Raw genomic sequence first — 13001 nt, forward strand, 5'->3', positions numbered from 1 at the left:
ATCCAAATGAATCTGGGGTCAGAGCCCGTTGCGAAGCAACGGGATCCGACCCCGTCATTCCGACAGATCGCAGGAAACTGTCGAAGGCGGGGTGGGTCCGGTCGAGGGGGCGTGAGCCGCATGGATGCGGCGACCGAGCTTACATGGACGTACTTGCAGCGTCCCCCTCGACCGGACCCACCCCGCCAACCCTCAGCACACCCGCTTTTGACGTTGATGTTGACGTTGACGTTGACGTTGATTCGGCAGGTGCAGGGCTGCAAGCCCTGCCACAAACACCCCTACCGTGCGCAGTTGGCGAACACGTCGCGGTCGCGTTCGTACAGTGCGGTCTTCACCTGCATCAGCCCCAGCACTGAGGGGAACAGGTTGTCGTGGTCGGTGTACGCCGCCGCGCGCTTGCGCACGCACTGCAGATCCAAGCCACGGCTGTGCGCGAAGCCCGGTGAGAACCACATCGTCATCGGTACCCGGGTCTGCTCGGCCGGCGCGATGGCGTAGGGCACGCCATGCAGGAACAAGCCCTTTTCGCCCAGTGATTCACCATGGTCGGACAGGTAGATCATCGCCGTGTCGTAGTCGTCCAGCCCCTGCAGCGTGCCGATCGTTCGGGCCAGGAAATGATCGGTGTAGAGCACTGCATTGTCGTAGCTGTTGGTGATCTGTTCGCGGCTGCACTGGCCGATGTCGCGGGTGTCGCACGTGGGGGTGAATCGACGGAACGCGGCAGGATAACGCTCGAAATACGCTGGCCCATGGTTGCCCAGCTGGTGCAGCACCACCACCCGGTCGCCGGGCTTCGTGCGCACCTGCGTGGCCAGGTCCTGCAGCAGGATCTCATCCATGCAGCGGCCATCCGCGCACAGCCCAGGCGTGGTCGCATCGGCCAGCGACTGGAACGGCAGACCTTCGCATACGCCCTTGCAGCCCGATTGGTTGTCACGCCACAGCGGGGTGATGCCGGCGCGGTTCAGTACGTGCAGCAGCGACTGGTGCGCGCGGATCTTCTTCTCGTCGTAGTCGTGCCGGCCCCAGGGCGAGTACATGCACGGCAGCGAGACTTCGGTGCTGGTGCCGCACGAGTGCATGTCGGGGAAATTGATCACCGGCGCCTGGGCCAGCTCGGGCGTGGTGTTGCGGCCGCCGTTGAGGCCCCAGTCCTGCGCACGCAGTGTTTCCCCCATTACGATCACCAGCAGCCGCGGCTTGCTGGTCGGCGCGCGCGGGGTGGCCATGGCGTCGGTGCCGATCGGCAGCTTCGGCGCGCGCTGCACCGGGTTGTCGCTGCGCAGTGCGCGCGGCAGGCCCAGCATTACGTTGGCCGGCGTGGCCAGGTAGCGCACCTCGCGCTGGTTGCGCATCAGTGCCGACACATCCTGGAACGACAACAGCGCACCGCCCAGCGCGGTCGCCGCTGCCAGCAGCAGGAAGCCCGCGCGCCACAGCAGCGTGCGGCCCCAGCTTCGCCTGCGCAGCTGCACGCGCCACAGCAGCAGCATCGGTACGGCCGCCAGCCACAGCAGCGGCCACAGCAGCGAGGCGGTCATCAGCTCCCGGCTTTCCTTCGGGTCGGTGGCCAGTACGTTGCGCAGCATGTCCGCATCCAGATAGATGTGGTAGCGCCCCATGTAGTGCGCGGCGAACGCGGTGACCAGCAACAGCAGGCTGACCATCACCTTGGCGTTCCAGCGCCACACCAGCAACCCCAGCAGCAGGCCATGTGCGCCCAGCAGCAACAGCAGCAGCGAAAGTGCATAGCGCAGGCTGCCGGGGTGGCTGGCCATCGCGCTGTGCCAGAACAGCCCGTTGCCTGCGACGGCGAAGAACAGGCTGGCCAGCGCGATCAGCGCTTCGGTGGACAGCAGCGGCCGCCACTGCAGCAGCGATGCCAGCGCGGGAAGGCGCGGCGAGCGTTCAACCGATGCGTTCATGCCTGTGCCTCCTGGCGGCGCGGCCGCGCCAGCCAGCGCTGCACGCCCAGGAAAAGGCCGAGCGACAACAGCCAACACAGCAGCGCGGTGGCGACATCGTGCGAAAGGAAGTGCGCACCGCGCAGTTGCTGGCTGACGCCGAACACCAGCCCGGCGGCCAGGCCGATGCCCAGCCCCACCCAGCGCCAGCTGGGGCGCCAGAGCTGGGCGAAGAAGTACAGGCACAGCCATGCATAACCGGCACTGGCGTGGCCGGCCGGGAAGCAGGCACGCGCCAGCATGCCCTGCGGGCGGCGATCGAACAGACCCACGAAGGCATCGTGGCCGCCATAGCGCAGCAGGTCCCACGGGCAGTCCATGGGCACCAGCGCCTTCAGCAGCGATACCAGCCCGGTGCCCAGTGCCACGGCAGCCACCACGTACAGCAGCGCCCAGCGCAGCGTGCGGTCACGCCCGCGCCGCCAGTGGTGGAAGCACAGCAGGATGGCGACCAGGGCGGCCAGGGTGCTCAGCCACTTGCCGCCCTGGTGCACCAGGGTGCCGGTCAGCCACGCGTGCTGAAAGGCCCAGTGCCCGCCCTGCAGTTGGTACACGTGATCGGCCAGCCACTGGTCCCCGCCGAAACCCATCAGCAGGGCGAACGCTGGAATGCCAATGGCCAACGGCAGCCACAGGTGGGTCAGCGCGAAGCGTGAGCCCAGCCGGGATGGGGCAATCGCGAGTGCGGGGGCAAGAGGATGTGCGGGCATGCGGACCGGTGCCGTGGCGGGAATCGCGGCCATGCTGGTCAGCAACGTGTCGGAGAAGGGTCGGACCGGTGTTGGCGACGGGTTAATCTGCCGGCGCCGGCCGCGATCCGTTCAGTATTCCTCCTGCGACATCCCGACCGTTGCCGCATGGCAATCCACGTTCCAGGCCGTACCTGGCAGCAGCAACCAGTGATTGCGGTTGGCCACGCCGATATCGATCACCTGCGCGCGGTCCACACAGGGGCTCATGGCCTGGTCCAGCACCAGTACCCAGCGTGTGTGCGGGGCTTGCGCCAGCCACGGCCCCGCGGAGTGCCACTGCTCGTCCCAAGGGCGCTTGAAGCCGAACTCCTGCACCGGCCGATCGGCCTGCAACAGGTTCTGCTCCCGCCAGGCAACCATCGCCAGTTCGGCATCGGGCCCGATCCGCTGGCCAACCCGTTGCATCACCGCCGAAGCCGAGGCGAAGGGATCCAGCGCCGGCATCAGCAGGCCGCCGTACAGCAGCCACAGCAGGCCATGGCTGAGCAGCACCAACAGACCTGCGCGGCGCACCCGCAGCCACACGGCCAGCGTTGCCACGGCGATGGCGAAGCTCAACAGCCCTTGTCCCAGCACCGGCAGCAATGTTTCGGGCATCGCCCGTCGTGCCAGTTGTGCCTGCGCCCATGCGCTGTCGCTCATCAGCAGCACGCCCAGCGTACCGGTGCACAGCATCAGCGCGGCGCTGTAACCGAACAGGTAACGCCGCACCCACACAAGGCGCAGCAGGCCCGGCAGCAGTGGCGCGACCGCCAGCGCCAGCGCCGGCAGCATGGGAAGCACGTAGACCTCACGTTTGCCGGGGCTGGCGCTGAAGAACACCAGGACCAGCACCGCCCATCCCAGCAGCAGCCAATGGCGCAGGTCGCCGCGGCGCAGGCGCCGCCACCACGGCCGCAGCAGCCAGGGCAACAGCAGGCTGCCGGGCAGCCACAGCGTGGCCATCACCTGCAGGTAGTACCAGACCGGTTGCCGGTGGTGCCACGCGTTGGCGTAGCGCGTGCCGGTCTGTTTGAAGAGAAGCTCATGCGCATACGACTGCAATGCGGTGCTGGGCTCATGCAGCAGGGCCCAGCCCAGCGGCGCCAGCCAGACGGCCGTGCCCAGCAGGAAGGCCGGCAGCAACCACAGCAGGGTGGCCGGGTGCGGGCCGTCCACGGCCCGTCCCAGGTGGCGCCGGTGCAGCCGCCAGCCGAGCCAGGGCAGCACGATCAGCAGCGGCAGGAAGCCCACGCCCTTGGTCACCGTGCCGACGCCGGCGGCGACCCCGGCCAGCCACAACGCGGGCAGGTTGCGGCGTTCGCACAGATGGCGAAGCACGCCCCACAGGGCGAGCGTGGTCATGCCCACCAGCACCATGTCGATCTGCGCGCGCTTGGCCATCAGGCCGAACTGCAGGGTGCAGAACAGCGCGGCCACGGCGAACAGCGCATGACGGGGCGACCACAGGCGCCGCGCCAGGTCCGCCACCAGCCACAGCGTCAGCAGCGCAGCCAGCAGCGAAGGCAGCAGGAACGACCACTGCCAGCTTCCCACCAGCTGGTACGCGGCCGCCTGCAACCACATGAACACCGGGGGTTTTTCCGCATACAGTTCGACCCCGCGATGGGGCAGCAGCCACTGCCCGCTCTCGACCATGCTGCGGGCCGCCAGTACGAAGCGTGGTTCATCCGGCGGCTGCGGCTGGCGCAGCCCCAAACCAGCCGCAAGGGCAACGGCAACCAGCAGCCACAGCAGGGGTTGCAGCCAACGGCGGGGCAGGGCGTCGGGCACGGCAGGCTCCGGGGCAAAACCCACAGGCTGCGCTTGGCGGCGTGGGAAACCTGTCGGAAGGGCGCCATCCCGACCGCTTTCCGACACGGGCAGGGCTACCATGGGGCCAGTTCCCGTGGATCCGCTACGCATGCGCCTGTTGGTGATCGAAGACAACCGTCAGCTGGTGGCCAATCTGTTCGACTACTTCGAGTCGCGCGGGCACGTGCTGGATGTGGCCCCCGATGGCATCACCGGGCTGCACCTGGCCGGCAGCCATCCCTACGATGCGGTCATCCTGGACTGGATGCTGCCGCGCATGGAGGGGCCGGAAGTGCTGCGCCGTCTGCGCAGCGAGCACGGTTCGGAAGTGCCGGTCATCATGCTGACCGCCCGCGATGAACTGCCCGACAAGATCGCCGGCTTCCGCGCCGGCGCCGACGACTACCTGACCAAGCCCTTCGCCCTGCCGGAACTGGAGGTGCGGCTGGAGGCGCTGCTGCTGCGGGCCCAGGGCCGCAATCCACGCAAGCGCCTGCAGGTGGCCGATCTGGTGCTGGACCTGGCCACCCTGGAAGCGCAGCGTGGCGGACAGGCACTGCACCTGTATCCGGCGTGCCGCAAGCTGCTGGAAGTGCTGATGCGCGCCAGCCCCGGTGCGGTAACCCGGCAGCAACTGGAATTCGCCCTGTGGGGCGATGAACCGCCCGATGGGGACCTGCTGCGCTCGCACGTGTATGAGCTGCGCCGCAGCGTGGACGGTCCCTTCGCCGACAAGCTGATCCACACCCTGCCGCGGGTGGGCTACCGCCTGGCTGCCGGCCCGGCGGCAGAGGACGACAGCAATGCCCCGCGCGCGTAAGCCCGGCCCGCTGTACCGGCGCGTGGTGTGGTGGCTGCTGGGCTACCTGGCGCTGCTGTCGCTGGCGGTGTTCAGCGTCGGCAACTACGTGCACGAGCATGCCGAACATGCCGCCTGGCGTGCGCTGCTCAATTCCGAACTGGACAGCATCCTGGAACACACCCGGCATGAGCCGGACTATCACTGGCAGGATTCGGACACGCTCAGCCTGTACCGGTTCGGCCAGCCCGACCTGCCCGAGAGCGTGCGCACACTGCATCCCGGCCTGCACGACGGCGTGCTGATCGACGACCGCGAAACGGCCGTCATGGTGCGCGATACGCCCACCCTGGGCCGCGTGGCGCTGGCGCTGGACATCACCGATTTCCACGACCTGGAACAGTTCGCCACGCGCTGGGTGATGCTGGCCGGCATCATCATGATCTTCGTTACCGTGATGATGGCTTCCTTCGGCATGGAGCGCATGGTGCGGCCGTTGAGCCTGCTGGCGCGCAACATCGGCGCACTGCGCCCTGGCGAGCAGGGCCAGCGCATCGAGGTGGATCCGCGTGGCAGCTCCGAGCTGCACACCATCGCCGATGCCTTGAACGATTACCTGGACCGCAATGAACAGTTCGTCGAGCGCGAACGGGTGTTCATCAGCACGGCCAGCCACGAACTGCGCACGCCGATTGCCGTGGTGACCGGCGCGGCCGAACTGGCACTGGAGCAGCCGGGCCTGCCCGAGCGCGCGCGCCAGCAGATGCAGCGGGTGCTGCGCACCGCGCTGGGCGTGGAAGAGCTGATCGAACTGCTGCTGGTGCTGGCACGTGATCCGGCACGGTTGAGCTCGCGTGCCGAGCGCATCGCGCTGGACCAGTTGCTGCCGGAGATCGTTGACGACCATCGCCACCTGCTGGGTGACAAGGACCTGAGCATCGGCATCCAGGCGGCGGCGGTGGATATCGTTGCGCCGCTGGCGGTGGTGCAGGCGGCCATCGGCAACCTGCTGCGCAACGCCATCGAGAACAGCGGGCGCGGCCACATCGCGCTGAGCCTGGACGCGCAGGCCGTGCTGACCCTGCAGGACCCGGGGCACGGCATGAGTCCGGAAGAAATCGCCGCGATCCATGCGCGGCTGGCCCGCGGTGAGCGCGCCGACCGCGGTGGCATCGGCCTGGAACTGATTGCCCGTCTCTGCGAGCACCTGGGCTGGACGCTGCAGTTCCAGCCCTGCGAACCACGCGGCACCCGGGTCACGCTCGACTTCGCCGCATCGCGCCCGGCCTGATCCGAACGCGTGGCAGGTGCCAACCCCGGTTGGCACGCCAGTCCCTGGTAGGTGCCAACCATGGTTGGCACGTCGGTCCCTGGTAGGTGCCAACCTTGGTTGGCACGTCGGTCCCTGGTAGGTGCCAACCTTGGTTGGCACGCCGTGCGTCGACCAAGGTCGACGCCTACCAAAGGGGATCACCGCCCGACGCCTGGTAGGTGCCAACCTTGGTTGGCACGTCGTGCGTCGACCAAGGTCGACGCCTACCAAAGCGGATTACCGCCCGACGCCCGGTAGGTGCCAACCTTTGTTGGCACGTCGGTCGTCGACCAAGGTCGACGCCTACCAAAGCGGATTACCGCCCGACGCCCGGTAGGTGCCAACCTTGGTTGGCACGTCGGTCGTCGACCAAGGTCGACGCTTACCAAAGCGGATTACCGCCGCCAACCGGCGCGGATTACCGCGCTTTCGGCCGCGTCACGTGTTGGTCGATCAGGATCACGTTGCCATCCGGGTCGGCCAGCTGCACATAGCCCGTTCCCTGGCCATCGGGGTCGGTGCGCACGGCCAGTTCGATCCCTTTGCCTTCAATGGCGGCCTGCAGCTCGCGGACGTCCTGGAAGTCGGCCAGTTCCTGCTTGTGCTGGTCCCAGCCCGGGTTGAAGGTCAGCAGGTTGCCTTCGAACATGCCCTGGAACAGCCCGATCACGATGCCGTCGTTGCGCAGCACCAGCCAGTGCTGGCTGGCATCGCCGCCGGTCACCGAAAACCCAAGCGCCTCGTAGAACGAGCGCGAGGCGGCCAGGTCCTTCACCGACAGGCTGACTGAAAAAGCTCCCAGTTGCATGGCACAGGCTCCGTTGAGGAAGGGCAGGGTGGCCGGCACTGCAGCATGACCCTGCGTGAAGAGGATGTTAACCTCGGGCCGTGCCGCACCGATGCGGCACTTCTTTTTTCCACGCCCTTTCGATCGACAGAGGATCCCATGCCGACCGAACCCGCTACCGCGCTGATCACCAGCGATATCGTAGGCCTTGGCCTGATTGCTGCCACCCTGGCCCTGATCTTCTGGGCCGCCAGTGGCCCCACCCCGTTGCTGAAGAAGATCTTCGCCTGGGTGCCGGCCCTGCTGCTGTGCTACTTCATTCCGGCCATCTACAACACCGTTGGGCTGATCGATGGCCACAACACGGCCCTGTACAACCCGGTCGCCCGCGACGTGCTGCTGCCGGCGGCGCTGGTGCTGCTGACGCTGTCGATCGACCTGAAAGGCATCGCCAAGCTCGGCCCGAAGCTGATCCTGGTGTTCTGCGCCGGTACGGCAGGCATCATGCTCGGTGCCATCGTGTCGTTCCAGGTGATGAAGTTCATCCATCCGGAAACCGTGGCCGGCGATACCTGGGCGGGCATGGCCGCGCTGGCGGGCAGCTGGATCGGTGGCGGCGCCAACATGGTGGCCATGCGCGAGATCTTCGGCACCGACGCCACCACCTTCGGCCAGTTCGCCGTGGTCGATGTGGCCTGCGCCAGCCTGTGGATGGCCATCCTGCTGTTCCTGGCCAACCGCGCACAGCAGATCGACACCCGCAGCGGTGCCGATACCCGCGCCATCGATGAAATGAAGGCGCGTATCAGCGCCTATGAAGCGCAGAATTCGCGCATTCCCACCCTCACCGACCTGATGGTGATCGTCGGCGTGGCGCTGGGCGGGGTGGGGCTGGCACATGCCATTGCCGCGCAGCTGGCCGCCTGGTTCAAGGCCAACGTCGGCTGGTCCAGCCAGTTCAGCCTGGACAGCCAGTTCGTGTGGGTGGTGCTGCTGTCCACCGCCTTCGGCCTGGGCCTGAGCTTCACCCGCGCACGGCGCCTGGAATCGGCCGGTGCATCGCGCCTGGGCACCGTGTTCCTGTACTTCCTGATTGCCTGCATCGGCATGCAGATGGACCTGCTGTCGCTGCTGGATCGCCCCTGGCTGTTCGTCCTGGGCCTGATCTGGATGGCCACCCACGTGCTGGTGCTGTGGATCGTGGCACGCCTGGTGCGCGCACCGCTGTTCTTCTTTGGTGTCGGCTCGATGGGCAACATTGGCGCGGCCGCATCGGCGCCGGTGGTGGCCGCTGCGTTCCATCCGTCGCTGGCGCCGGTGGGCGTGCTGCTGGGAACGGTGGGCTATGCCACCGGCACCGGCCTGGCCTACGTCACCGGCTTGATCCTGAAGGCGATGGCCGGCGCGTAACCGGCCGGGGGAATGCGCAGGCCGCGCCTGACGCATTCCCCGGCAACCGCACGAATTGTGCGGTGCATACCGGAACCGATCCGGTGCGCTCCGTACCGTGGGCACTTCCGCTGGCAGCCGCCAGCCTGTGCCCAGGTATGACCATGACGAAAGAACGGATGTTTCGTGCGGCAGTACTGACCCTGGTGCTTGCCGCTGGCAGCGCCTTCGCGCAGTCGCCTTTGACACCGCAGCGCGCTGACGTACAGGCGATCACCGAAAGCAGCGCGCGCGAGGTTGCCGCGTTGCTGGCCCAGCCGGGGTTTGCCGCCAGTGCGCGCGCTGCCCTGCAGTCGGGGCCGGAGCAGGGAGTCGCCCTGCAGCAGGTGATGGCCCGCTTCGATCCGCAGGCACGCACCCGCGCCAGCACGCTACTGGCCACGCAGGACCAGCAGGTGCGCCAGCGCAAGGGCCTGGTCCAGCAGGGGCCGGGGCTGCTGCAGCTGCGGGCGTTCGTGCCTGCAGGTGCCTCGCTGGCTGCGGTCGCACCGGAGCGGTTGTGGGTGGCCAGCCTGCCACGTGGTAACGACCGCGACTGGACCACGTTGACCGCCTACGACGCGCAGGGCCGCGCGCACCTGCTCGATGCCCGGCACGCGCCGGATGTGCCCGTGCTGATCGTGGACGTGGATACCCGCCGTGCAGTGAAGGAGGGCATGGCCCTGGTCAATGCGGGTCTGCGCGCGCGCGGGCTGCAGTCGCCCGAACGCATCACCCTGTCGGCCGACGGCGCCAGCGCTTCGTTGGACATCACCCGCCTGGACCGTATTCGTCTGAATGACGATCAGGAGCCGTGGGCGCTGGGCGCGGCCGAAGTGTTCGCGGTCGTGTCAGGCCTGCAGGTCGACGCCACCGAACCGGAAATGATGACAGTGGACATGCCGTGGCTGGACCATGACCAGACCGACTACACGCCCCAACAGCCGTTGGTGATCTGGGGCAACTACCGCTTCAACGCGGCCAATGTGCAGCTGTTTGAAGACGATGGCGATACCAACTACCAGGAGCTGCTGGTCGCTCTGGCCACCGGCGTGAAGACGGCGCTGGGCGCGTTCGCTCCCGAGTACGCGGTGATTGCCGATATCGCCGGGGCGATCCTCAAGGCCATGCCGACATCGTGGTTTGCCAACGACATCGATTACCTGGACAGCATCTACCTGCTGCAGCGCGGGCAGGGCTACACCGACCGGATGGGCGCGGCGAACAACGCCAAGGTCACCCTCACGCCCATCACCCTGGTGGAATAGGCCAGCAGGGCTTGCAGCCCTGCACCCGCTGTAGAGTCGAGCCATGCTCGACTGAAGCAACGGCAACAGCGGACATTCCGTGGGATGGCGGGGTGGGGCCGGTTGCGGGGGACGCCGTGAATCCGTCCATGGAGGCTCGGTCGCGCGGCTTTAGGTGGGTGCCGACCGTTGGTCGGCACATCTGTCAGATATCGATAAACAAAATGGGGTCAGATCCGTTTCCTTCGGAAAACGGATCTGACCCCGCGTGTGTCCCGCCGTCACCGGCAATCTGTCGAAGGTGGGGCGGTGTCGGATTGCGGGGTGTCCGCGGCATGGATGCCGCGGCCAAGCCTACATGGACGTACTTGCGGCGTCCCCGCAATCCGACACCGCCCCGCCAAACAAACAGAAACCCAGAGCCGACGCTCTTGCAGTTGCAGTTGCTCCGGCTTCTGCGGGCGCCGGGCTGCAAGCCCGGCACCCACACAGCACCTCAGCAGCAGCGTCCGCCGTTGCGGCCGCCGTATCGCGCTTCCTGTCGCTCGCGGAAGAACGTCTTGTAGTCCATCGGCTCCTGATCCGGATGCTTTTCCAGCATGTGCCGGACGTAGTTGTCGTAATCAGGAATGCCACAGCACAGGCGCGCGGTCTGCACCAGGCGCCGCCAGATGCGGCGGTGCGCCTGGTACTGGCCTACCGGAACCAGTTGGGTACTCATTACAGATCCACCATTTCGTGCGGCTTCAGCGCCACGTACGGGGTCTCGCGGTCGGTCCGCTGCGGGTTGCGACGGGCAGCCAGGATGGTCTTGATCGCATACACCAGCACCGAGGCCACCACCAGCAGGAACAGCGCAGTCAGGCCGGTGTTGACGTAAGCGTTCACCACGATCTGCTGCATCTGCGCCACGCTCTTGGCCGGTGCGGTGATGGTGTCACTGGCAATGGCGGCCTGGAACTTGTGCGCCTGGGCCAGGAAACCCTGCGCCGGGTTGCTGTCGAAGATCTTGATGAAGCCTGCATACGTGGTGCAGATCAGCAGCCACACGGCCGGCACGGCGGTCACCCACGCGTAGCGGTCACGCTTCATCTTGAACAGCACCACCGTGCCCAGCATCAGCGCGATACCGGCCAGCATCTGGTTGGAAATGCCGAACAGCGGCCACAGCGTCTGGATGCCACCGAACGGATCGACCACACCGGTGTACAGCAGGTAGCCCCACAGCGCCACGCAGCCGGCCGTGCCGATGATGTTGGCCGTCCACGATTCGGTCTTCTTCAGGGCCGGCACGAAGTTGCCCAGCAGGTCCTGCAGCATGAAGCGACCGGCACGGGTACCGGCATCCACGGCGGTCAGGATGAACAGCGCTTCGAACAGGATCGCGAAGTGGTACCAGAACGCCATCATCGCGTCGCTGCTGCTGGGAATGGCCTCGTGCAGGATCTGCGCGATGCCCACCGCCAGCGTGGGCGCACCACCGGCGCGGTGCAGGATGGTCGGTTCACCGATCGCCGCCGCTGTGGCATTCAACTGTTCCGGGGTGATGGTGAAGCCCCAGGTGTTGGTGATGTAGTGCGCGGCCGACACGGCGTCGGCACCGATCACCGCTGCCGGGCTGTTCATGGCGAAGTAGATGCCCGGATCGATGATCGAGGCAGCCACCAGCGCCATCACCGCCACGAACGATTCCATCAGCATGCCGCCGTAGCCGATGTAGCGCATGTGCGCTTCATTGGCCAGCAGCTTGGGCGTGGTGCCCGAGGAAATCAGCGCATGGAAACCGGACACCGCGCCGCAGGCGATGGTGATGAACAGGAACGGGAACATGCCGCCCTTCCACACCGGACCGTCACCGCTGGCGGCGAACTGGGTCAGTGCCGGCATCTTCAGTTCCGGCATCACCACCACGATACCGATGGCGAGGGCGATGATCGTGCCGATCTTCAGGAAGGTCGACAGGTAATCGCGCGGGGCCAGCAGCAGCCACACCGGCAGTACCGATGCGACGAAACCGTAGCCGATCAGCATCCAGGTGATCTGGGTACCGGTGAAGGTGAACGCCGGGCCCCAGACCGGGTCGGCCGCCACCTTGCCGCCGAACCAGATCGCGGCCAGCAGCAGGATCAGGCCCACCACGGAAATCTCACCGATCTTGCCCGGCCGGATGTAGCGCATGTACACGCCCATCAGGATCGCGATGGGCATCGTGGCGATCACCGTGAACATGCCCCACGGGCTTTCCGCCAGCGCCTTCACCACCACCATGGCCAGCACCGCCAGGATGATGATCATGATCAGGAAGGCGCCGAACAGGGCGATGGTGCCGGGCACCTGGCCCATTTCCTCGCGCACCAGGTCACCCAGCGAACGGCCGTTGCGGCGGCTGGACAGGAACAGGACCATGAAGTCCTGCACTGCGCCGGCCAGCACCACGCCCACCACCAGCCACAGCAGGCCGGGCAGGTAGCCCATCTGCGCGGCCAGCACCGGGCCCACCAGCGGGCCGGCGCCGGCAATGGCGGCGAAGTGGTGGCCGAACAGCACGTGTTTGTTGGTCGGAACGTAATCCAGACCGTCGTTGTTGATCACCGCCGGGGTGGCCCGGGTCGGATCGAGCTGCATCACCTTGTTGGCGATGAACAGGCTGTAGTAGCGATAGGCGACCAGATACAGCGATACCGCGGCCACCACGATCCACAGTGCGTTGATGTGTTCGCCGCGGCGCAGGGCGACGGTGCCCAGACAGAACGCGCCGAGCAGGGCCAGTGCGGCCCAGCCCAGTTTGGAAAACCCTTTCATGAGGTGCTCTCTCCCGGAAAGACAGTGAAAGAGTCCCGCGTGCCCTTGGCAGGGTCAATGTCCACGGGAGCCTTCTTCGGTAGTACTTTGGTCGAACACAACGCAGGCGA

General features: G+C 66.8%; 10 protein-coding genes. 4 read left to right on the top strand and 6 right to left on the bottom strand.

The window, feature by feature from the left end; genetic code table 11:
- Window positions 1-281: 281 nt before the first annotated feature.
- The 3 genes from G4G00_RS09245 to G4G00_RS09255 form a co-directional block, all read right to left on the bottom strand.
- On the bottom strand, window positions 282-1931 hold the full coding sequence (locus G4G00_RS09245) for a phosphoethanolamine--lipid A transferase (protein WP_164272810.1): 1650 nt from the start codon (window positions 1929-1931) through the stop codon (window positions 282-284).
- Window positions 1928-2680: a phosphatase PAP2 family protein gene (locus G4G00_RS09250; protein WP_205515533.1), complete on the bottom strand. Its 753-nt coding sequence runs from the start codon at window positions 2678-2680 to the stop codon at window positions 1928-1930. The genes G4G00_RS09245 and G4G00_RS09250 overlap by 4 nt, the downstream gene beginning before the upstream one ends.
- Before the next feature lie 111 nt (window positions 2681-2791).
- On the bottom strand, window positions 2792-4495 hold the full coding sequence (locus G4G00_RS09255) for a glycosyltransferase family 39 protein (protein WP_164272813.1): 1704 nt from the start codon (window positions 4493-4495) through the stop codon (window positions 2792-2794).
- A 130-nt stretch (window positions 4496-4625) separates the two neighbouring features.
- Here G4G00_RS09255 and G4G00_RS09260 point away from each other — a divergent pair, with 130 nt between their 5' ends.
- Window positions 4626-5336, top strand: coding sequence for a response regulator transcription factor (locus G4G00_RS09260; RefSeq protein WP_164272816.1), 711 nt, complete (start codon window positions 4626-4628; stop codon window positions 5334-5336).
- A complete protein-coding gene (locus G4G00_RS09265; protein ID WP_164272819.1) occupies window positions 5320-6606 on the top strand; it encodes a HAMP domain-containing sensor histidine kinase in 1287 nt (428 codons plus the stop codon). The genes G4G00_RS09260 and G4G00_RS09265 overlap by 17 nt, the downstream gene beginning before the upstream one ends.
- 439 nt (window positions 6607-7045) lie before the next feature.
- Here the strand turns inward: G4G00_RS09265 and G4G00_RS09270 are convergent, their stop codons facing one another.
- Window positions 7046-7435, bottom strand: a complete 390-nt coding sequence (locus G4G00_RS09270) for a VOC family protein (RefSeq protein ID WP_108753813.1) — start codon at window positions 7433-7435, stop codon at window positions 7046-7048.
- Window positions 7436-7573: 138 nt separating this feature from the next.
- Between G4G00_RS09270 and G4G00_RS09275 the strand changes: the two genes are divergently transcribed.
- On the top strand, window positions 7574-8824 hold the full coding sequence (locus G4G00_RS09275; RefSeq protein WP_108753812.1) for a DUF819 family protein: 1251 nt from the start codon (window positions 7574-7576) through the stop codon (window positions 8822-8824).
- Window positions 8825-8967: 143 nt separating this feature from the next.
- Window positions 8968-10110: a DUF3103 family protein gene (locus G4G00_RS09280; RefSeq protein WP_164272822.1), complete on the top strand. Its 1143-nt coding sequence runs from the start codon at window positions 8968-8970 to the stop codon at window positions 10108-10110.
- A gap of 475 nt (window positions 10111-10585) precedes the next feature.
- Here the strand turns inward: G4G00_RS09280 and G4G00_RS09285 are convergent, their stop codons facing one another.
- Window positions 10586-10810, bottom strand: coding sequence for a CstA-like transporter-associated (seleno)protein (locus G4G00_RS09285; protein ID WP_049467479.1), 225 nt, complete (start codon window positions 10808-10810; stop codon window positions 10586-10588).
- Window positions 10810-12891 (bottom strand): carbon starvation CstA family protein, encoded by a 2082-nt coding sequence (locus tag G4G00_RS09290; protein ID WP_108753810.1) that lies wholly within the window; start codon window positions 12889-12891, stop codon window positions 10810-10812. Before G4G00_RS09290 ends, G4G00_RS09285 begins: the two co-directional genes overlap by 1 nt.
- Between the last annotated feature and the right edge of the window lie 110 nt (window positions 12892-13001).

Source organism: Stenotrophomonas sp. B1-1, from assembly GCF_010894375.1.
Lineage (GTDB): Bacteria > Pseudomonadota > Gammaproteobacteria > Xanthomonadales > Xanthomonadaceae > Stenotrophomonas.